Here is a 21393-nt window from a genome sequence, read left to right as displayed (position 1 = left end):
ATAGAGCTAAATTACCTCGATATCTTATTGAGAGCAACTTTCTTTGACCAATCCTGATGAATATATTTCACGACACTATCTTCTGTATTAGAGCCAATGACTGATGACGCAAAAAGTTTTAATTTAGCATCTGCATTCGCAACCGCCATAGCATAATCAGCTATCTTGAACATTTTAATATCGTTAATTTGATCACCAAAGACCACAATCTCACTTTCTCCTAAGCCATAATTATCGACCAAAGTTTGAATAGCTTGGTCTTTAGTAGCTTTGCTGTCGTGAACTGTTAACCAATACCACCCCGGAGAATATTGGTTAGGAAACAAGTGTATCTCTATACTATTGCCATGTTTTTCAGAAATTATATCTTGAAGTTCTAGCAGTTGTTGTGCATGACCAATCACCGTCAAACAAACAACTTGATCACGAAAGGAATAAGTTAAATCTTCAATAGTACGCCATCTTTTATCTTGGTTTTTTAGGCATTGATTAATATACCAACCCATGCCATCGTTGATAATATCTTTATAATAAACACAGTCTTCCGCACCATTAAAACTTGAGATAAAAGGAACGTAGCCAAACTCAATAATTAATTTATAGATACTTTCCACTACATCAGGATGAATAGCATGAATAATTTCGTGTCTACCAGAATTTAAATCAGAAATAAAAGCACCATTAAATTCGATAATTGGAAGACGCAAATTTAAACCCTTCAGCATTCTTTGTATAGAAATAACACTACGCGCACTAGCGACGGTAAATTGTAGCCCTTGACTTAAAAGTTCATGCAGGACTTGTTTGCTGAATGAAGAAAGAAGCGCATCATTTCCCAGCAAAGTACCGTCTAAATCAGAAACATAGACAGTGTTCATAAATTGTTTGGTTGCAGATATTGAAAGAAAAATTATAACTTAATCTACGCTAAATCTATCAACTTATTGTATTATTTTCTCAACTAAGCAATATTAAGGATACAGATTATGACTACCGTTGTTTCTTTTGACCGAGTTTCTGATATTTATGATGCAACCAGAGGATTTCCACCAGGAATTTCTGAGCAGGTGACAGACTTTATTCTCAACTTAGTTTCACCAACACCAGAAACAAAGTTTTATGAAACTGGTATTGGTACAGGTAGAATTGCTGTACCAATTGTGAAGCGGGGTTATTCATATACAGGTATAGATGTCTCAGAAAAAATGTTGGCGGAACTACACCAAAAACTAGAGGGTGTTTCCCACAAATTAACAACTGTTCAAGGCGATGCTACAGCTTTACCGTTTGAGGATAATTCTTTTGATGTAGCCTTGACGGTTCATGTATTTCATTTAATTTCGGCTTGGAAACAAGCACTAGCAGAAATCCGCCGTGTCTTGAAACCAGGTGGAATTTACCTCTACAGTCATGGACAGGCTAACGCTACTCAACCTAGTGAGGATACTAATCCTCAAAGGTGGGAATTTACTCAACGTTGGCGAGCCATTTTAGATGGCTATGGTCATCCTTTACCTCGTTATGGTGCGACACAAGAAGAAGTGTTAGCAGAATTAGAAGCACAAGGCGCAACTTTAGAAACAGTAATTGCTGCTAGATGGCCATTCAAACAAACACTTGGCCAGTTGTTAGAAAATTATGAAAACAAAACCCAAAGTGCATCTTGGGCAATTCCTGATGATATCTTTGTTCCGGCTGTGCGAGATTTACGCGAGTGGGCTTTATTACACTTTGGTTCTCTAGATTACGATTTATCTGAGGAACGTAGTTTCAAAATTGTTGTAGTGCGTAATTGGGCTTAATTAAATTAGTTTCGCTCACAAAATATATACCTGGCTGTTTGATAAAGTCAGGTATATTATTTTGTATACTTATCATACTTTTAGTTTTAATTTAATTACATAAATCTAGACAATAAGATGATTCAGGGAGTTAGCCATATTACCTTTATCGTTAAAGATTTAGAACGAATGACAAATTTTCTCACGTTTATCTTTAATGCTCAAGAAATTTATTCTAGCGGTGAGCATAGTTTTTCAATCGCTAAAGAAAAGTTTTTCTTAATCAATGAATTTCTAGTTGAGTCCTCTTCAGAGGACTTGTGCTGTGAGAGTCGGAATTAATTCTGAGGCGGGATAGATGCGCTCAACCTAGATTTTTGTATACACAGCAGCCCCTAGTGGGTGGAAAAATCTAAAATACTCGCTGCGCTGTGTCCGCTACACTAACGTCAATATCAAATCCCTAAACCCCGCACCCTGGTGATCAGGGTCAATCTAAAATTGCAAATCTAAAATCCAAAATTGGTTAACTCTCTTAAGGAAGAAGCTTGTACATCAACTCAAACCACAATTTGTTTAAATTTAGGTTAACTGAAGGTTATGTAATTTCAGTGACTACCTTATAATACCCCTAATCTACAGTAAATTGATCGGCTTACCGAATTAATAGGGGGAGGTTAACTTTGAAGTTCAACAAACACATAACAAAACAAGTTCGCACGCGGATTGTTAAAAGTTGGCAAGCTACAAGAAATTGGGGCTTAATATTCTTATTTTTATTGGGAATCGGTTTTAGTCTGGTGATGACGGCTTGCACTTCAGTCAATGTTGCTAAAACGGATAGTAACGTCGCTAATTCAGGGGGTGATGTTAATCTAACGTTTGTTTCTTACTCAGTTACCAAAGCTGCATACGAACAGATTATTCCGCAATTTATCGAGAAGTGGAAAAAAGAACATAACCAAAATCTCAAATTTACTGAAAGTTATGATGGCTCTGGCTCTCAAGCTCTGAATGTAATTGATGGTTTAGAGGCTGATGTGGTAAACCTATCATTGGCTCTGGATGTAGAGAAACTGGTTCAGACAGGTTTTATTCAGCCGGGTTGGGAAAAAGAAGCCCCAAACAATGCAATTGTGACTCAATCTGTAGGTGCGATCGCTACTCGTGAGGGTAATCCTAAAAATATTCAAACATGGACAGATTTGACAAAACCTGGAGTCAAGGTATTAACAGCTAATCCCAAGACTTCTGGTGGTGCGCGATGGAATTTTTTGGGTTTATGGGGTTATGTCACAAAAACCGGAAAAGATGAAAATCAGGCTTTAGATTTTACTACCAAAGTTTATCAAAATGTGCCTGTGTTACCCAAGACTGCTCGTAACGCCACGGAATTGTTCTTTAAACAAGGTGAAGGAGATGCGTTACTTAACTATGAAAACGAAATGATTTTATCAAAACAAAAAGGCGAAAAGTTTTCATATATTGTCCCTGATGTCAATATCTCTATTGAAAATCCAATTGCTATTGTGGATAAAAATGTTGAGCAACACAAAAATCGAGAAGTTGCAGAAGCATTTGTGCAGTATCTTTACACTCCAGAGGTTCAACGCGAGTTTGCCAAAATCGGATTTCGCCCCGTTAATACTGCGATCGCGCAAGAAGTAAGTAGCACTTTCCCTCACATTAAAACTCTGTTTAAAGCTGAAGATTTAGGTGGTTGGAACCAAATTCAACAGAGGTTTTTTAATGAAGGCGCTATTTTTGACAAAATTCAAGCCGTTAAGTCTTCAAAATAGACAGGTGAGTAAAAATTTTCAGAAATTTATTTTATAACCTACATAACAAGGCACAATAGAACCACGATTTATCCTATAAATCGTGGTTCTAAATCTCTAATCTTTAATAACTCACATAGAATTGCTAGAGCCTACATTCTTCGATAAGTTAAATATTACAGCAAGAATCAGCATTTACAAAACCAAAATCTAACTAGATTGGCTATGATGAGGAGAAAGTTTTGAATGAAATCTGAAACTATGCAACAGCCGAGTGAACCAGAAAAAGACAAATTTATTTCTCCTCGCAGTCGCTACTATGGTCAGGTTAAGCCAGAAAACTTGATTTTTAATGCGAATCTCCAAGAATTTGCTCAAAAAGTAGGCATTATCACTAGTTTAGAGACAAATGGCAAGCTCACATCACAGGAAGCTTATAAAAAAATTAAATCTCTTTGGAAACAATTGAAGCGTAGTAAAAAGCAACTCTTCAATAATAATGATTCATCAACATCATTATAAAATTCTTTTTTCAAACTTTTTTAAATCGCCGATAATTACGATAAACCGATTAAAAATATCAGGACTTAAATTTAGTCAATAATTAAGTCCTGATCAATTAAACTCAAATTAATTAACAAGGTTATTTCTGACAAAACCATCTAGGGAATTTCTGACAGCATTAATGTATGCTTGGTCATTTAAAACTTGTGATGGTAATTTGTTAGCTAAAACTGCACTACGAACAACATCTTTAGCACTAATTTGTCTGGTTTGATAAGCTTGAAGCAAACTAGCATAACCAGGAATTCCCTGATTTCTCAATTGCCCTTGATAAGCCAAACCTGCAATTTCAAAAGGTTTGATTGCATTAGTGACTTCTGAAATACCACTTAAAGCTTTGGAATTATTTACTACCGTTTCTCTGCTATAAGCAGGACTGAAAGTAGTAGATATCAATAAGAAAGTTAAGCCACTAAAAATTATACTTTTCATTGTAGGTTTATGCGTGTGTGATCAAGTGAAGTAAAGCAAATTTATCTATGCTTAAAAAGCACAAAGATATTTAGTAACTTTATCTATTGACAGATAAATTACTTGCTTACAAAACTTAATATCATTTTGTCTTGAAAATTTAGTAAGCGACCTCTTCCTTTAGGATATTAATTATGGTGTTTTCAATAACAATTTTTTCTAAGATATATGTCTAATGAAATATTGACAAATTCAATAAAATGTTAATCAGTAAAAGCAATAAAAAAGGGAATTAGGAATTTTTTAACTCCTATTCCCTCAACTTAAATATCGATTTTCACTATTAGACGGAGTAATAAGCGGGAAAAGATTTAGCATGTTTTGGTTTGACGTAAACCTGTTGTTGTGGTTCTAACTGCAATTCGTTGAAGCGATCGCGTGTTAGATGTGCTGTCACAACTTGACCATCGTCTATAGTTAATTCCACCTGAATTTCCCAACCCAGATGAATCAGACGGCTGACTTTAGCTGATGCTGTTGCTTCTTGAGCGTGCTTTTCGATAATCACATCTTGGGGACGCAAAAAGACTTCTGGGTGTCCTGCATTAAACCCGGTGCTTTGGAAAATTCTGGCGGTGTTAGGTAAGACATTCACCGGGCCGATAAAACTCATCACAAATGCGGAAGCGGGATTGTCGTAAATATCTGCGGGTGAACCTACTTGTTCTACACGTCCTTTATTCATCACCACGACTTCATCCGATACTTCCATCGCCTCTTCTTGGTCGTGGGTGACAAACACTGTAGTGACATTCACCTCATCATGAAGATGGCGTAACCAGATTCTTAAATCTTTCCGCACTTTCGCATCAAGCGCACCAAAAGGTTCATCCAATAATAATATTTCTGGTTCTACAGCCAAGGCTCTTGCTAATGCTACCCGTTGCCTTTGACCACCAGATAACTGTGAAGGATAGCGATCGCCTAATTCCTTTAATTGAACTAACTCTAATAACTGTTCAACTCTTCCCTTGATTTTTTTATCTTGAACTTTGCGAATTTCTAAACCAAAAGCAATATTTTGCCGCACAGTCATGTGCTTAAACAACGCATACTGCTGAAATACAAATCCAATATTGCGCTCTTGGACATTTTTATATGTAGCATCTTTGCCAGTGAGGATGATTTTACCGCTATCGGGCATTTCTAACCCGGCAATTAGTCTCAATAAAGTAGATTTACCAGAACCAGACGGCCCTAGTAATGCCACTAAAGACCCACTCTTAACTGTTAAATCAACTTGATCAACTGCTTTAAAACTTCCGAAATGCTTGGATATATTCTCAACTACTATGCCCACTGCCGTTATCCCTTAACTAATTAACTACGGCTTATTGCTAGGTTTACCGTATTGTATCTAACATATACCATTGGTAACAAATTAAATACAAGTAAATTTTGTCAATATATCTTTAAGTAGAAGTAAACATAGATATAGGAATCCGATTTGATTTCTGAATCTATTTGTGTGGGCAGGGAGTAGGGAATGGGGAGTAGGGAGTAGGAAAGCAGCTTGATCTGAGTGTACTGATTTTTTTCATAAATCAAATATGAGTCCTATATCACTAATTTCCAACAAGAAAAAAAAGACAAAAACCCTACTATCAAGTGTGACAATAGGGTTCAAAAAGGAAAATATTTCCTGATACTCAAGCTAAGTATTGTTAGTAGTTTGTTAAACCTGGTGGTGTAATGGCTTGTTCTAAATCAGCACCTTGAAAGTTTGCACCTACAATACTTGTACCTGTCAAATCAGCCTTCTCCAAATCGGCATCAAATAAGTTAGCATTATCTAAATTTGCGCCTCTAATGCTGGCTTTACCTAAATCTGCGCCTTGAAGATTAGCACCTTTGAGGTTAGTTCCTTGTAAATTTGCTCTTTCTAAATCAACACCTTGTAAATTTGCATTTTCTAAATTCGCATTTTGCAGATTAGTATCTTTTAGTGCTGCTCCTATCAGGTTACAACCAACACATTCATGAGTTGTCAGCAAATGTCTGACATTTTCTGCCACCGTTTTTACAGGTGCAGGTGTAGCTTCTGTTGTAACTTCTGTTGTTACGGGTGGTGTTAATGATTGAGCCTTAGCAATGGGTTGATCAAATAGCGAAAATCCTGCCACTAATACTACAAATAATGCAGCTACTAAGCAGTTAGTTAGTGTTTGAAAAATTGATTTCTTCATGCTACCTCTTTTGGTAAATGCTGAATTTTGGTTTTACGTTGAGAGAAATTTTGATTTCATTAGTTGATATTTACTGTAGATAAGTTGATTGTGAAAAACAAATACTATTTTTGTTCAAATCTATAAATTCCAGTGATAGCTGCTGTAATGCTGAGGCATGAAGGAGGCAGGAGGAACAATAACCCGAATTTCTCACGTATGGGTAGTGGGTGTGGGGAGTGTGGGGAGTGTGGGGAGAGGAGGGGGAAAGATTTCTTCACCATCCTCCCACACCTCCCACACCCCTGGATTTCTCACAAGAGAGAAATCCAGGAATAAATCTATTTTTCCTTTGCCGGGAATCAGAGAAATTTTGACCGATTAAGTGAAATATGAGAGCTTTTGTAGTATATATGTAATATGTTTTTGAGGAGTTCATCGGTAATGACAGCCGTAGAACTGGAAAATTTACGCAAGACGTTTACCTTAACGCAAGGTTGGGGTAGAAACCGCAGACAGACTGAGATTGTGGCGGTGGATGATATTACGCTGAGTGTTCCCGATGGTCAAGCGATCGCATTTATTGGGCCAAATGGTGCAGGCAAGTCTACAACCATTAAAATGCTCACAGGTATTTTATATCCCACATCTGGGCAAGCTACTTTGTTGGGGTTAAACCCTTGGAAAAAGCGGCGAGAATTGGCTTATCAGACTGGGGTAGTGTTTGGACAGCGATCGCAACTTTAATTGTGAAAAAAAGTAAAAGCTAAATCATCCGATAGCCTGTTGACTCAAGCAGATTAGCTATTATCATATAATGACTGTTAGCTAATCTAATAGTTAGTAAAACATATTAAAGCTTCCCCTATGAAAGTTTGGCATAGACAACTAGGCGATCGCATCAGTCAGACGATTTACCATTATTTACCTGCCTTCCGTTGGCGGAATTTTCGGTTGTTTTTTGGGGGACAGTTACTATCTATGTCTGGGACATTTATGACCCAGCAGTTAACTATTCCTTGGCTCGTCTATGATTTGACTAAATCAGCTTGGTTGTTGGGTGTGGCTGGTTTTGTACAATTTTTACCGACGCTATTATTGATTCCTTTTTCGGGAGTATTATCTGATCGCTGGAGTCGTCGTGACTTGTTAATGATAGTGCAGATATCAGGAATTAGCGTCTCTTTAGCCTTAACAATTCTGACCTTTACGAATTTGATTACCTTTCCCATCCTCTTGGCCTTGAGTGTACTTAACGGTTTGCTCAAGGGGTTAGATATGCCGGTGCGTCATACCATTGTTACTGAAACCGTAGATGATAAAGCTGATTGGAGTAATGCGATCGCGCTCAATTCAGTCATGTTAAGTTCCTCCCTCGTATTAGGCCCAGCAATGGGAGGGATTTTGATTGCAACCCTCGGAGTAAAATACTGTTTTCTCTACGATACCCTCAGCTACATTCCTGCTATTTTTACCCTGTTAGCAATGGAATTAAAAGCCAGACCAATGCAGAATCTTACTAGCTTCCGCGATACCTTTGCAAAATTACGGGAAGGCTTTGAATATGTCTCTCAGTTTCATCCTATCAGAGCCATTTTATTGATGCTGGCCTTACATGGTTTAGTCGGGATGTCTCATGTCGCACTTATGCCTGTATTTGCTGTCAAGATTCTCAATGGAGATGCAACTACAATGGCTCACCTCAGCACGTCAGCCCCCATTGGCTCTTTCTTTGCTTGCTTGTTTTTGAGCATCAGACGAGGCATCATCGGATTAGATCGTGTAATTGTTACATCTCAAGTATTGATTGGGATGAGTCTGATATCCTTTTCACTCTCGCGTCACGTTAGTTTATCTATCATTATTCTGGTGTTTGTTGGTTGTTTTTCTATTCTCAGCATTACCAGCAGTAACATGATTATCCAAACCCTAGTCGCTGAAGATAAACGTGGAAGGGTAATGAGTTTTTATGCCTTAGCAATGGTAGGTACAATGCCCTTTGGAAACCTCTTAGCTGGAACATTAGCCCAGCATTTTGGGGCGACTGAGGCCTTGATTATTTGTGGTAGCTTGTATGTCTTGGGTGCGTGGTGGTTTTATGCACAATTACCAGGAGTCAGACATTGGATAGCTGGCGAAACAAAAAGCTTGTCTTGGAAAAAGTTGAATTAGCTTTGTAGCTTATTTACAGATGTATTGACAAAACTTCCGCACAAATGTTGTCTGTAAAGAATGGGTGTGAGGGTTTTTAACACCTGAACCCCTACACCCTTCCTTAATCCCTTGATTTTTTTTACTGATAAATTACATCTTGATCAAGAAACAGAGCAAAATTTTAGAATATTTAAAATTAAGCTCTATTTCTCACTGCATCAGGTGTAATTGCTGCATATTCTTGAGCCGTTAATGTGGCTTCTTTAATATTGACTTGTTTCGGTACAACTTTTAGTTGATATAAAAGGTCAGCAATCTTTTGTTGAGCATTGATTACTTCTTCGGTAATTGGTCGCATATCAAACTTTCTTCTGGTCAGTGCTAATTCCATAGTATCTACATCAGTCTTGACCTTGGGAGCCAGGATTTCGGCTGCTGCACGTCTATTTTTATTCGCCCACTGACCAACTTGATAATATTCTTCTAAAATCGCTTTGAGCAAATCAGCATTATTAGTGGCAAAATTTCTAGATGCTAAGTAATAACTTCCTGGTGTATTAATTCCTTGGGCATTTCGTAAAATCCGAATGCTACCTTCTCTTTGAAGCTTAATCAGATTCGGATCGCCTTCTACAAAAGCATCTACTGTCTTATTTAGAAATGCTGCACGTCCATCTGCAATTGGTAAGTTTACAGATTCAACATCACTAAGTTTTAGTCCGGCTTTTTCTAATGCTTTCACCACAAAATAGGTCTGAGCCGTACCTCTGGAATAAGCAATTTTTTTACCTTTAATATCTGCCAATGTTTGAATAGGCGAATCTTTTAATACAATAATTGCCGAACCTTCTCCTGTTCCGGGTGGAGTGTTAACTAAATAAATCAAATTTGTGCCAGCAGCCTGAGCAAAAATTGGTGGTGTTTCACCTGTTGCCCCCAAATCAATACTACCGACATTTAAAGCTTCTAATAGTGGTGGCCCAGATACAAACTGAGACCAAGTAACATTAATTCCTTGTGGATTTAGCCGTTTTTCGATCGCACCTTTTTCATGGGTCAAATCTCCTGAAACTTGATAGCCAATCCGCACAACTTTATTACTTGTACTTTTAACATTAGTTGTGCTGACATTACTACTACTGGTACTAGCGTTGTTTTGGCCACAACTGACTAAAGTCGTAAACGAAACTAACCCATAAACAGCATAAAGTAAGTCTCGTCTGGATATTCCATAATTACCAATTTGGACTTTTTTCATAACTTTTGACTCAACTTTGAGTCTTATAGATGTAATAGGTGAAAGGTTATAAATAATAGGGATTTCAGAGCTTCACTGTGAGCTTGTCGAAACTCACAGCGAAACCCTTACAACCATTCTTAATAGACAACCTTTGTACGTGAGTGCTGATAGTATCAGCACCTTTAAGAAAGTACTGCTTCTACTTCTTTAGACTCGGCTTTTTGTTGGAGAACGTTGGGGACTTCTGCACTGAAGGCTTCACCATGAACGACTTCTGAACGGAAACCATCAACTCCTACTGGAACATCACCAGTAATAGTTGTCCGATAAAGTAAACGTTCAACATCCAAATGATCCAAATCTTGGGGAGCTAAATGCACAGTGGCGCGATTGTCCCAAAAGGCGATATCACCGTTATTCCAACGGAAGCGAGTGGTGTAAGCTGGCTTGGTGATTTGGTTGAAGAATAGTTCTAACAACAACTTACTTTCTTGTGGTGATACACCAACAATATGTGAAGTGAAGCCAGGGTTGACAAACAACGCACGTTCACCAGTTTCAGGATGAACTCTGACGACTGGATGAATGGAAACCAGTGGGTTAACAGCAATTCGCTCGGCAAATTTGCCATTTTCAGGTTGATAGCCACCTCCATTGAAGCGATGTTCCGCTTTTAAGGTATCGGCTAAAGCACGTATAGGTGCTGATAGTCCTTCATAGGCGGCTACAAGATTACTCCATTGGGTATCGCCACCAAAACTAGGAACATTAACTGCACGTAAAACAGAGGCGGCTGGTGGGTTAATTGCTGCTGTTACATCTGTGTGCCAAGGGCCTCCACTGCGAAAACCATACTGTCTTTCATACAACTTCCGGTCTACAGGTTTAAGTTGGGGAAATCCTGGTACTGGTTCAACTTCTCCTAAAGGATGAGCAAAGGTGACTTCGCCAAAACGAGATGTAAACTCGACTTGAGCCGCATGATCAATATTTTGACCCCGAAAGAATAATACTTTCCATTTTAATAAGGCTTTGCGAATCTCTTTAACTTGCTCATCAGACAAAGGACGTTTGAGGTCTACGCCGTTGATTTCTGCACCGATGAAACCAGCTACTTGTTTGACTTCTATATGTTTGTAGCCCATGAAAATTCTCCAGAGTTTGAATGTTGACAGGACTTACGCACAAAAATTTTCTGCGGAGACTGGGTGTAAGGGTTTTGGACATATACACCCCTATACCCTTCCCAAAACCCTTGGTTTTTCGTCTCACTGCGTAAGTCCTAGTTGAGTAATGTTCACACTCCCCTGCTGTCTATGGAATTTTGCTGATATCTCATCAGAAAATTTTGATATTGGGAGTATAACTAAACATATCATACACTATTCCGATAAACTTACCGTAGTATGTGGTTGATATTTAGCAATTTTTTGTGTTTTTGCCTTGATAGTAGTCACCAAGTCGTTTGGATTTTGAATTTTAGATTGGGAAATTGCTGTATTTCAGACTTCAGATGATAATCTCAGTCCGGCTTGCTTCATCAGAGGGAGAATGCGATCGCCAAAAAATTCCAGGTCTTCTTTAAAGTCATAAAAACTCAATTGCAAGCCATCAATACCAGCCTGCTTCAACTGGATAAACTGCTCAACTACCTGTTCAGGTGTACCAATGACTTCGATATTTCCACCAATCGCCCGACGTGTCGGTGCATCTTTACCGACACGACCCTTCCAAGCGTGAGCATCACTGTCAAATCTGCTAAAGCCTAAAGGTGCGTCAGGATCAGCATACGCAACGATCGCATCGTGGTAGTCCCAAGTTTCGCGCTCAGTTTCCCGACTGATCACCATAGGGTTAAGAAGTGTGCGGACTTCGCGCCCAATATCCCGCGCTGCTTGCTTCACTCTTTGGGTATGGGCTGGTAAGAGTGCGATCGCACTAGCAAAATCTGACCCTCCAGGACTAGTAATAAATACAATATCTGAGTAACGCGCCGCAAAAGAAATACCTGCATCTGAACCTGTAGCATTCACCAACACTGGGCGGCCATATTTCGGCTTGGGTGTGACAAAGGCTCCACCAAGTTTCCAAGTGGACTTTCCTTCAAAAGAAAAGTTCTCGTCATCATTCCACAGACGTTGTACCACTTCTAAGAACTCAGCCGCCAGTTCATAGCGATGATCATGCTCAATGCGGTTCCAACCAAACATCTCATGTTCTACAGCCCGATGTCCGGTTACGATATTAATGCCCCAACGACCCCCTGATATATGGTCTAACGTCGCACCATATTTGGCTAAATGCAACGGGTGAATTGGCCCATACAACACATGAATAGTAGAAATGAGCATAATTTTTTGGGTGATGCTTGTCAGAGCAGCTGTTGTGATAAACGAGTCTAGGGCTTCTCCGTTAAAAACACCTCCATAGCCACCCTTGGGAAGCCACTGTGACAGCGCAAATATCAAATCAAAACCTAATGTCTCAGCCTTAAGTACCAGTGCTTTGTTATATTCAAACTGCCAGTCAGTAGTGCGTGGTAATCTAGATGCGCTCCAACCTCCTGCCTGAATGGGTAAAAATAAACCCAGCAATACAGGTTGTTTCAATGCTTGAGAAAGAGGGCTAAGAGCAAAATCCGTTGGAGCCGCAAATCTGTCCCAGCCGACAATTGAACCAGGATGATGGCTAAGAATCATAGTTGAAATTGTGTATATATTTTCAGATTGCAAAAAAATTCTACATTATAATCCGGTTAATCGATAGAATTAGTGTTATATAGATATATAAGGCGATAATAGCGAAAATGTGAGTTTTTATTAGGTTTAGGAAAAATACCTATATAAATTGTTTTAAAAAGTTAATAATTACCCAAAATGTAGGCTTAGTTAAGTTTAAATACTTAATCAAATATTTCTTTTAAACCATTAGTTAATAAAAATATCTCCGGCTTATCAAAAAAGTTGGATATCTCATAAATACTGATTTTCATAAATTAAATTTTGCTTTAAAAATATCAAAAAAATAATTTAGAATAAGATTCTTAGCTATGCTAATATTTAGGTAAGCTAATAATTTTCTACCCTGGTAGTATTTTCTATTTGAGTTAGTTACATCTGTTAGAAGTGAGGAGGAAAGATGTGGCTTGTAGAATAGGAAAATACTCTAAAAAGTCTTACTAAGAATACAGGATGCGTCAGAAAATTTACCTGTTTTATCTGTAAGTAAATTGTTGTCTTTTTACTACCAATTAGTTCTGTTCAACTGTGCTTAATAACATCTATAAAGATGTGTAGTAGCTAATAAATAACGAGGAGAAAGAGACAAGTAGAAAACCATGATTCTAACTTTTCATACCATTTCACTTTAAAAATGATACATATCGGCAAGCAGCGCCTCGACTTCTCCTGATGGAGATGCTGCGCGAACACTTGCTACAAGTCGCTCGGTGACCGGAAGCAGAGGAAGTGATTTGTATCAGTAATTCTGTGAATTGGTATTAATCTTAGCTATTTTGTATTCCTAGTCAGAATGAGAAAACTATGAAAACTACGCAAGAAACAGCTTGTAAAGCTAATCAAAAAACACTCAGAGGTAAGAAAAAACTCACCTGCTCAAAACCACCACAACCAGGTTCAACTCAAGGAAACTGCCCTTTTGATGGAGCAATGGTTTCTACCGGAGCTATTACTGATGCTGTGCATTTAGTACATGGTGCTGTTTCTTGTACTCATAATCCTTGGGCGACTCATGGTAGCCTTTCATCAGGCTCACAACTCTACCAAACTGCTTTTACGACTGATTTTAGTGAGGGTAATATCGTTTTTGGTGGAGAAAAGAAACTGTACAAAGCTATTTTGTATGTTGCTCAACACTATCATCCTGCGGCTATTTTTGTTTATGCTACTTGTCTGACAGCTTTGATTGGGGATGATATTGATAGCGTTTGTAAAATGGCCACACAACAAATTAATATTCCGGTCATTTATGTGAATGCACCTGGATTTCTTGGTAGCAAGAATTTGGGAAATCGGATCGGTAACGAAACTTTATTGAATTATGTTATCGGTACAGCAGAGCCAGAATTTACGACACCATTGGATATTAATATTGTTGGTGATTATAATGTCGCTGGCGAAACTTGGAATATTTTACCATTATTCCAAAAACTAGGGATTCGCGTTCTTGCCAAAATCACAGGTGATGCTCGTTATCAAGAAGTTTGTTATGCTCATCGTGCCAAATTAAATGTTGTGCTTTGCTCCAATGTAGCTATCCAAATGGCACAAACGATGCAAGAAAGTTATGGGATTCCATATATTGAGGAATCTTTTTATGGCGTAACCAACTTAAACAATTGCTTGCGGAATATTGCAGCAAAATTGAGTTTATCTTTAGAAGATAGTTTTGTGGCTCATGAGTTGCAAAAACGAACAGAAGATTTGATTACTCAAGAAACTGCTGCTTTGGATATTGCTTTAGCTCCATATCTTGCTGATTTAAAAGGTAAGCGGATTATTCTTTCTACTGGCGGCGTAAAAAGTTGGTCGTTGATTTTAGCAGCTAAAGACTTGGGAATGGAAGTTATTGCGGCTACAGACGGCAAAACAACAGACGAGGAGAAAGTAAAAATTAAACAATATCTTGGTGAAGATGGAATAGTTTTGTCAGACACAACTCCCCAAGCATTATTAAAGGCATTACACCAAACAAAGGCTGATGTTTTGATTACTGGAGCTGGTAATAAATATACAGCACTCAAAGCACAGATTCCTTTCTTAGATATTAACCATGAACGTCATCACGCTTATGCAGGTTACACGGGTTTAGTGGAACTAGCACGGGAATTGCATGAAGCTTTGTATAGTCCTATATGGGAGCAGATTAGTAAAGCTGCGCCTTGGGATGAAAAATTCAGCTATGCCAAATACTGAGTGCTAAGTAAGCTAATTTAGGTTGATAAAAATGTAAATGGTCATTTGTCATAACACAAGACAAATGACCAATACAATCAACTAGTACAGTTCGTGCCTATCTTATGATCTATTAATAATCAAAGTCGCCACCGCCTAAGCCGCCACCAGGAGCAGCAGGGGCGGCATCTTTTGGTTCTGGTTTGTCAACTACAATGGCTTCGGTAGTCAATACCATACCTGCGATTGACGCGGCATTTTGGACGGCGGAACGTGTCACCTTAGCGGGGTCAACAATTCCTGCCGCAAACAAATCAACGAATTCGCCGGTTGTTGCGTCGTAACCGACATTGAATTCTTTCTCTTTGACTCGTTCTGCAATCACCGCACCATTTTGTCCGGCATTTTCCGCAATTCGTTTGAGAGGTGCAGCCAAAGCGCGAGAGACAATTAACGCACCGATTAATTCTTCATCTACTAAGTTAGCCTTCGCCCAGGTTTCTAACTCAGGAGCCAAATGCGCCAGGGTTGTACCACCACCAGGAACAATACCTTCTTCAACAGCTGCTCTGGTAGCGTTGATGGCATCTTCTAGGCGTAGTTTGCGGTCTTTGAGTTCGGTTTCTGTGGCTGCACCGACTTTCACGACTGCAACCCCACCGGCTAATTTCGCCAGACGTTCTTGGAGTTTTTCTTTGTCGTAGGAAGACTCAGTTTCTTCGATTTGGCGGCGGATTTGTTCTACTCTTGCCTTGACAGCTTGCTCGTTACCTTCTGCTACGAGGGTGGTGCTGTCTTTGGTGATGGTGATGCGGCGGGCTTTACCGAGTTGGTCGAGCTTGGTAGCATCAAGTCTCAAACCAGCATCTTCGGTAATTAACTGTCCACCTGTGAGAATAGCAATATCTTCGAGGATAGCTTTACGGCGATCGCCAAATCCAGGTGCTTTGACAGCCGCAACATTCAACACACCCCGCAAACGGTTGACAACTAAGGTTGCCAGAGCTTCTTTTTCAATATCTTCGGCAATAATTACTAAGGGTCTGCCTTGACGTGCGACTTGTTCCAGAATCGGTACTAGGTCTTGTACCAATGTGATTTTCTTATCAGTTAACAGCAAGAAAGGCTCATCTAGGACTGCTTCTAACCGTTCTGCATCAGTCGCAAAATAGGGAGAAATATAACCCTTGTCGAAGTTCAAGCCTTCTGTCACTTCCAGTTCGGTGGTGACTGATTTACCTTCTTCTAGAGATACTACGCCTTCACGACCAACTTTATCTAAGGCTTCGGCAATTAAAGCACCGACGACTTCATCATTACCCGCAGAGATCGCTGCAACCTGAGCGATCGCTTTGGAGTCTTCCACAGGACGAGCGTGTTCTTTAATCTTATCGACTAGAAAACCTGTAGCTTTGTCGATACCACGCTTGAGTTGAATGGCATTTGCACCAGCCGCAACGTTTCGTAAGCCTTCTTTGACAATGGCGTGAGCTAATACTGTTGCTGTGGTTGTGCCGTCTCCCGCCGCATCGTTAGTTTTAGAAGCAGCTTGACGAATTAGAGCCACGCCTGTGTTTTCGACATGATCTTCTAATTCAATTTCTTTAGCGATGGTGACTCCATCATTCACAATTTGAGGTGCGCCAAACTTCTTTTCTAAAACAACGTTACGACCTTTGGGGCCGAGGGTAACTGCTACCGCTTCTGCCAGAATATCAATACCTCTTTCCAAGGCACGACGAGCATTTTCGTTGTAAATGATGCGTTTAGCCATAGTAATTTCAGTCCTCTTTAGATTGTGTAGGTTGATGATTGGCTATTTAGGAATGATGAATAATGAATGGCGATCGCCTATGACACAATTGCCAAAATATCCTTTTCTGACAACAGGACATACTCTTCTATACCTAGCTTGATATCAGTGCCAGCGTACTTAGAGAACAGCACTTTATCGCCAATTTTAATATCAATAGTTTGATAGGTTCCGTCATCGTTGCGTTTACCAGGGCCGACAGCGACAATTTCACCTACCTGCGGTTTTTCTTTAGCACTATCAGGCAAAAGAATACCACCCGCAGTCTTTTCTTCGGACTCACTAATTTTGATAAACACGCGATCGCCCAAAGGTTTAACGGTAGATACGCTCAACGCTATAGCTGCCATACAAAATTCTCCAAACTCACTTTTTTGAGGTAAATGTTCAATTCAACTGAGAGGAAAATTCCTCATAGGTTGTGTTTTTCAAATTAAACCCTAGGCATGGAATGGCTTCTGATTAAACTAACTAAGCAATAGCGAGTTAAATCAGAATTGCCGGTAGAGGAGTTAGTACAGTAAGTTTATCGAGTTACCGTACTTTACTGTGTTAAGTATCATGTCACATAGTTTGAAAAAAATCAAGTAGTGCAGTAAAGCCTATATTCCCAGCATTACTTAGAATAACTAAATATTTGTTTTACATATACTAAGTACTTGAATTTTTTGAATGGCAATGCAATACTGCTAAATTAACTACGTTAAATCGGTCAATAATTAGTATTTTAAGGAAGCCTATGTAAGACTTGGAGAGCTAACTTTTCAGGTCTTCTAGAAATTATGCCTAGTAGTGTACCAACCCAAAATTGCTACGTGGAGGTAAGCAAGGGAGCAAGGGAGCAGGAGAGCAGAGGAGAAACTTGCAGTAAGTCTTTCCCCCCTGCCCCTCTGCCCCTCTGCTCCTCTGCTGACCACAACGCAAAGTTTCCTTGGCAGACTACTAGATGAACTTGGCTAGTTATGTATGTAACTTAGCCTCGCTCATTATCTGGGGAAGATTGCCCTTCCCCATTTCTTACTTTTCAAGGAGTAAATTTCATGAATAGTTCTACTCATCAAGACGCTGATGTTTTGATTATTGGTGGTGGCCCGTCTGGAACTTGGGCAGCTTGGAGTGCAGCCACCAGTGGCGCAAAAGTTGTGTTAGTAGATAAAGGTTACTGCGGTACAAGTGGTGCAGCGGCCGCATCTGGAAATGGCGTATGGTATATACCACCAGACCCAGAACAACGAGAAGCCGCAATGGCCAGCCGAGAAGCGATGGGAGGTTTCCTGGCAGATCGGCAGTGGATGAAGCGGGTATTAGACCGTACCTATGACAACATTAATTCTCTGGCTGACGAAGGCTACCGTTTTAGTGTGGATGCAGAAGGAAAAGTTATCCGTCGCTCTTTGCAAGGCCCAGAGTATATGCGGTTTATGCGGAGAAAGATTAAGCAAGCAGGGGTGAAAATTTTAGACCACAGTCCCGCTTTAGAGTTATTGGTGGATGCAGAAGGCGCGGTAGCTGGTGCTCAGGGGATTAATCGACAAACCGGGGAACACTGGACAGTGAAAGCTGGAGCCGTGGTGATTGCAACTGGTGGCTGTGCCTTTTTGAGTAAGGCTCTGGGTTGTAATGTTTTGACAGGAGACGGTTATTTAATGGCTGCTGAAGCCGGGGCTGATTTCTCTGGGATGGAATTTTCCAATGCCTATGCGATTTCGCCGGCGTTTTCTTCGGTGACTAAGACCCGATATTATGATTGGGCTTCTTTCACTTATGAAGATGGCACAGTAATTGAAGGTGCAGGTTCTAAACGTGGTCGTTCAGTGGTTGCTAAGACATTGCTGACTCAACCTGTGTATGCACGTCTTGACCAAAATATGGATGAAGCAACTAAAGCATGGATGCGAGCTTCTCAGCCTAACTTCTTTGTGGTATTCGATCGCGCTGGGATAGACCCATTTACACAAAGATTCCCGATCACTTTGCGTTTAGAAGGAACTGTACGCGGTACTGGTGGGATTCGGATTACTGACCATACCTGCGCTACCTCAGTTAATGGACTTTATGCGGCGGGGGATGCTGCTACTAGAGAATTAATCTGCGGTGGTTTTACAGGTGGTGGTAGCCATAATGCGGCTTGGGCAATGTCTTCTGGCTATTGGTCGGGACAATCTGCGGCTAACTATGCCCTGAGTTTGGGTGAAAAAGCCAGCCAGCGCAGTGTTCAGGGCGTGGGTACAGCCGGGTTACGTGGCGGCGGTGATCATCAATTCTCTGCTGAAGAAGCGATCGCGGCAACCCAAGCTGAAGTTTTTCCCTATGACCGCAACCTCTTCCGCAGCGAATCTGTATTAGGTGAATCTTTAGAAAGATTAGATCACCTATGGCAAGAAATCCGCCGTAGTAACACACCTTATGATAGCCATATTGTGCGATCGCGGGAAGCAGCAGCGATGGTTGCAACTGCACGCTGGATGTACAACAGTGGTTTGCAACGCCAAGAAACTAGAGGGATGCACAAGCGGATGGATTATCCGCAACAAGACCCCAACCAACAATATCGCCTGTTGAGTGGTGGGTTAGATCAGATTTGGGTCAAGCCTGAGTCGATAGTTGCAAAACGGGAATTAGTCACAGTGTAAGTTTTAGGGATTGAGGAAGGAATGAGGCTGTTGCTTGATTTCTTCCTTTTTTCAACGCAGTCCCGATGAAACTTGTTTCATAGCCAAGCATGAAAGAGCGAGTACTATGCTTACTCAGCACTTTTAACTCAGTACTCAGCACTTTCAAGTCAGAGGGGCGCAGAGAATTGAAGAGTTTAGAAGTTGTGAAATCTTATACATGAAATTATTATCTTTATTTAAATTAAATCTTGATTTGCCTGCGTTGCGATCGCGCAATTATCGCCTCTATTTTGCCGGACAAGCTTTGTCGATGACGGGCAATTTCATGACCCAGGTAGCGGTGCTTTGGTTAATTTATCAATTAACCGATTCGGCTTTAATGTTAGGAATAGCAGGATTTTTTGGACAATTACCAGTATTTGCCTTAGCTCCAATTTCGGGGATTTTAGCCGATCGCTACAACCGCCATCGTTTGTTATTGTTATTTCAGCTTGTTGGGATTTCTATCTCAATTATTCTGACTGTCATCACATTTTTAGGTTTGGCTAATTTTTGGACATTGCTAACCTTGAGTACATTATTAGGTTTGCTCAAAGGCTTAGATGTGCCGGTTCGCCACGCATTTGTTAGTGATATGGTGAGTCGAGAACTGATGGCAAATGCGTTGGCGTAGCCCGCCGAAGGCATCGCGCTTAATGCAGCCTTTCTCAATGGAGCGCGATTAATTGGCCCGGCTCTTGGTGGGATTTTGATTGCTAAGTTTGGCGCAGGCTACTGCTTTTTATACGATAGTCTCAGCTATATTGTGGCTATTTGGGCAATTACAGCAATGCAAATTACACCGCGCACAGTGGAAATACAGACAAGCGATCCTTGGCGAAAGTTGCAAGAAGGATTTCAATATGCTTATCATTTCTTACCTGTGCGTTCTATCTTGCTATTACTGGCAACAGCTAGTTTAGTGGGTATGTCATATACGACACTTCTACCCATCTTTGCAGTCGAAGTTCTGCATGGAGGTTCGGAAACCTTGGGTTTTCTCACAGCCGCAGCTGCTATGGGTTCGGTGTTTGCTTGTGTTTATCTGAGTTTTCGGCAAAATATCGTAGGTTTAGAGCGTTTAATAGCCTTTTGTCCGGCGATTATGGGGGTTGGCTTTATTTGTTTTTCTGTCTCTCAAGTCTTCTGGATTTCTCAGTTAGCTTTGGTTATGGTTGGCTGGAGTTCTACACTCCAGGTAGCTGCAAGTAATACATTGCTGCAATTTATTGTGGAAGATAGCAAACGCGGCAGGGTAATGAGTTTTTATGCTATGTGTTTTATGGGTATGGCTCCTTTTGGTAATCTCCTCGCTGGAACTCTCGCCAATTATTTAAAAGCTCCCAATACTTTGATTTTAGGTGGTGTAATCTGCATTTTAGGTTCGTTATTATTCATACAACAATTACCCCAACTAGTGAAATTGATCAATTTGAGGACAAAGTTAGTAGCAAATTAATTTGCTGATATTAATTTGCACTCCTAAATTGTTTTTTTACTTCATACTCATCCTCCAATATTCACATCGCTCTACTTACAACTATTGTTTAGATTTGTATGAGATGAAATATATTTGGTATTCTGATACCAATTCTGCATGAAGATGCACTGAATTAAAGAACGAACCACAAAGGGCGCATAGACGCGATAGCGGCTTCCCGTTCGCGTAGCGTCTCCCTTTGGGAGAAGGGTAGAACACAAAGAAAGAAGAGATATGAAGATTAAATGCAGACTCACATAGAATTGGTATGACAAGGATATCTGCATTAGAGAATAAATTGTGTTTACTAATACAGTTGGATGGTTAAAGTTTTTAATGCTCACCAATCTCTGTAGATACACAGTAGCAATTTTTGCTGA

Annotated in this window: 16 protein-coding genes and 1 pseudogene; 8 read left to right on the top strand and 9 right to left on the bottom strand. The window is 40.0% G+C overall.

All coding sequences use genetic code 11. The annotated features are described in order from the left end of the window. Nucleotides 1–11 precede the first annotated feature (11 nt). A complete protein-coding gene (locus H6G79_RS08680) occupies nt 12–878 on the bottom strand; it encodes a Cof-type HAD-IIB family hydrolase (RefSeq protein WP_190588440.1) in 867 nt (288 codons plus the stop codon). Nucleotides 879–986: 108 nt separating this feature from the next. Between H6G79_RS08680 and H6G79_RS08675 the strand changes: the two genes are divergently transcribed. From H6G79_RS08675 to H6G79_RS08665, 3 genes are all read left to right on the top strand, one after another. After that, nucleotides 987–1802, top strand: coding sequence for a class I SAM-dependent methyltransferase (locus H6G79_RS08675; protein WP_190588441.1), 816 nt, complete (start codon nt 987–989; stop codon nt 1800–1802). Nucleotides 1803–2464: 662 nt separating this feature from the next. After that, nucleotides 2465–3580 carry a sulfate ABC transporter substrate-binding protein gene (locus H6G79_RS08670; protein WP_242048250.1) on the top strand — a complete coding sequence of 372 codons (1116 nt, stop codon included), beginning with the start codon at nt 2465–2467 and terminating at the stop codon, nt 3578–3580. A gap of 225 nt (nt 3581–3805) precedes the next feature. Continuing rightward, nucleotides 3806–4081, top strand: coding sequence for a hypothetical protein (locus tag H6G79_RS08665; RefSeq protein ID WP_396019789.1), 276 nt, complete (start codon nt 3806–3808; stop codon nt 4079–4081). Between the two features lie 108 nt (nt 4082–4189). Here H6G79_RS08665 and H6G79_RS08660 read toward each other — a convergent pair whose 3' ends face one another. From H6G79_RS08660 to H6G79_RS08650, 3 genes are all read right to left on the bottom strand, one after another. Then, nucleotides 4190–4555, bottom strand: a complete 366-nt coding sequence (locus H6G79_RS08660) for a hypothetical protein (protein ID WP_190588442.1) — start codon at nt 4553–4555, stop codon at nt 4190–4192. Nucleotides 4556–4877: 322 nt separating this feature from the next. Further along, nucleotides 4878–5894: a TOBE-like domain-containing protein gene (locus H6G79_RS08655; RefSeq protein ID WP_190588443.1), complete on the bottom strand. Its 1017-nt coding sequence runs from the start codon at nt 5892–5894 to the stop codon at nt 4878–4880. 364 nt (nt 5895–6258) lie between these two features. After that, nucleotides 6259–6780 (bottom strand): pentapeptide repeat-containing protein, encoded by a 522-nt coding sequence (locus tag H6G79_RS08650; RefSeq protein WP_190588444.1) that lies wholly within the window; start codon nt 6778–6780, stop codon nt 6259–6261. A 423-nt stretch (nt 6781–7203) separates the two neighbouring features. Here H6G79_RS08650 and H6G79_RS08645 point away from each other — a divergent pair, with 423 nt between their 5' ends. Then, nucleotides 7204–7506 carry an ATP-binding cassette domain-containing protein gene (locus tag H6G79_RS08645; protein ID WP_190588445.1) on the top strand — a complete coding sequence of 101 codons (303 nt, stop codon included), beginning with the start codon at nt 7204–7206 and terminating at the stop codon, nt 7504–7506. Between the two features lie 120 nt (nt 7507–7626). Continuing rightward, on the top strand, nt 7627–8931 hold the full coding sequence (locus H6G79_RS08640; protein WP_190588446.1) for an MFS transporter: 1305 nt from the start codon (nt 7627–7629) through the stop codon (nt 8929–8931). Between the two features lie 178 nt (nt 8932–9109). On the opposite strand, the gene H6G79_RS08635 is transcribed toward H6G79_RS08640, so the two are convergent. The 3 genes from H6G79_RS08635 to H6G79_RS08625 all read right to left on the bottom strand — a co-directional run bounded on the left by H6G79_RS08635 (nt 9110) and on the right by H6G79_RS08625 (nt 12852). Beyond that, nucleotides 9110–10171, bottom strand: a complete 1062-nt coding sequence (locus tag H6G79_RS08635) for an aliphatic sulfonate ABC transporter substrate-binding protein (protein WP_190588447.1) — start codon at nt 10169–10171, stop codon at nt 9110–9112. A gap of 164 nt (nt 10172–10335) precedes the next feature. Continuing rightward, nucleotides 10336–11298 (bottom strand): TauD/TfdA family dioxygenase, encoded by a 963-nt coding sequence (locus H6G79_RS08630; RefSeq protein WP_190588448.1) that lies wholly within the window; start codon nt 11296–11298, stop codon nt 10336–10338. 357 nt (nt 11299–11655) lie between these two features. After that, nucleotides 11656–12852: an LLM class flavin-dependent oxidoreductase gene (locus H6G79_RS08625; RefSeq protein WP_190588449.1), complete on the bottom strand. Its 1197-nt coding sequence runs from the start codon at nt 12850–12852 to the stop codon at nt 11656–11658. 843 nt (nt 12853–13695) lie between these two features. On the opposite strand from H6G79_RS08625, the gene nifE reads away from it, so the two are divergent. Beyond that, the gene (nifE, locus tag H6G79_RS08620; RefSeq protein WP_190588450.1) at nt 13696–15087 is read left to right on the top strand and encodes a nitrogenase iron-molybdenum cofactor biosynthesis protein NifE; all 1392 of its coding nucleotides are present in this window, start codon (nt 13696–13698) and stop codon (nt 15085–15087) included. A 112-nt stretch (nt 15088–15199) separates the two neighbouring features. On the opposite strand, the gene groL is transcribed toward nifE, so the two are convergent. Then, nucleotides 15200–16840 carry a chaperonin GroEL gene (gene groL / locus H6G79_RS08615; protein ID WP_190588451.1) on the bottom strand — a complete coding sequence of 547 codons (1641 nt, stop codon included), beginning with the start codon at nt 16838–16840 and terminating at the stop codon, nt 15200–15202. A 77-nt stretch (nt 16841–16917) separates the two neighbouring features. Beyond that, on the bottom strand, nt 16918–17229 hold the full coding sequence (gene groES, locus H6G79_RS08610) for a co-chaperone GroES (RefSeq protein ID WP_190588452.1): 312 nt from the start codon (nt 17227–17229) through the stop codon (nt 16918–16920). 690 nt (nt 17230–17919) lie between these two features. Here groES and H6G79_RS08605 point away from each other — a divergent pair. Next, the gene (locus tag H6G79_RS08605) at nt 17920–19512 is read left to right on the top strand and encodes an FAD-dependent oxidoreductase (protein WP_190588453.1); all 1593 of its coding nucleotides are present in this window, start codon (nt 17920–17922) and stop codon (nt 19510–19512) included. Nucleotides 19513–19711: 199 nt separating this feature from the next. After that, a pseudogene (locus H6G79_RS37720) lies at nt 19712–20992 on the top strand (MFS transporter). The last annotated feature ends 401 nt before the right edge of the window (nt 20993–21393 follow it).

The organism is Anabaena sp. FACHB-83, assembly GCF_014697485.1.
Taxonomy (GTDB): Bacteria; Cyanobacteriota; Cyanobacteriia; order Cyanobacteriales; family Nostocaceae; genus Nostoc_B.
The sequence above is the reverse complement of the archived record's forward strand: the minus strand, read 5'-3'. Positions and strand labels throughout refer to the sequence as shown.

Bases quoted from the DNA above. Each gene is read 5' to 3' on its own strand.
- H6G79_RS08630 (WP_190588448.1), bottom strand. From the start codon at position 11,298: ATGGGCTACAAACATATAGAAGTCAAACAAGTAGCTGGTTTCATCGGT.
- H6G79_RS08675 (WP_190588441.1), top strand. From the start codon at position 987: ATGACTACCGTTGTTTCTTTTGACCGAGTTTCTGATATTTATGATGCA.
- H6G79_RS08665 (WP_396019789.1), top strand. From the start codon at position 3,806: ATGAAATCTGAAACTATGCAACAGCCGAGTGAACCAGAAAAAGACAAA.
- nifE (WP_190588450.1), top strand. From the start codon at position 13,696: ATGAAAACTACGCAAGAAACAGCTTGTAAAGCTAATCAAAAAACACTC.
- H6G79_RS08645 (WP_190588445.1), top strand. From the start codon at position 7,204: ATGACAGCCGTAGAACTGGAAAATTTACGCAAGACGTTTACCTTAACG.
- groES (WP_190588452.1), bottom strand. From the start codon at position 17,229: ATGGCAGCTATAGCGTTGAGCGTATCTACCGTTAAACCTTTGGGCGAT.
- H6G79_RS08635 (WP_190588447.1), bottom strand. From the start codon at position 10,171: ATGAAAAAAGTCCAAATTGGTAATTATGGAATATCCAGACGAGACTTA.
- H6G79_RS08680 (WP_190588440.1), bottom strand. From the start codon at position 878: ATGAACACTGTCTATGTTTCTGATTTAGACGGTACTTTGCTGGGAAAT.
- H6G79_RS08605 (WP_190588453.1), top strand. From the start codon at position 17,920: ATGAATAGTTCTACTCATCAAGACGCTGATGTTTTGATTATTGGTGGT.
- H6G79_RS08650 (WP_190588444.1), bottom strand. From the start codon at position 6,780: ATGAAGAAATCAATTTTTCAAACACTAACTAACTGCTTAGTAGCTGCA.
- H6G79_RS08660 (WP_190588442.1), bottom strand. From the start codon at position 4,555: ATGAAAAGTATAATTTTTAGTGGCTTAACTTTCTTATTGATATCTACT.
- H6G79_RS08640 (WP_190588446.1), top strand. From the start codon at position 7,627: ATGAAAGTTTGGCATAGACAACTAGGCGATCGCATCAGTCAGACGATT.
- H6G79_RS08625 (WP_190588449.1), bottom strand. From the start codon at position 12,852: ATGATTCTTAGCCATCATCCTGGTTCAATTGTCGGCTGGGACAGATTT.
- groL (WP_190588451.1), bottom strand. From the start codon at position 16,840: ATGGCTAAACGCATCATTTACAACGAAAATGCTCGTCGTGCCTTGGAA.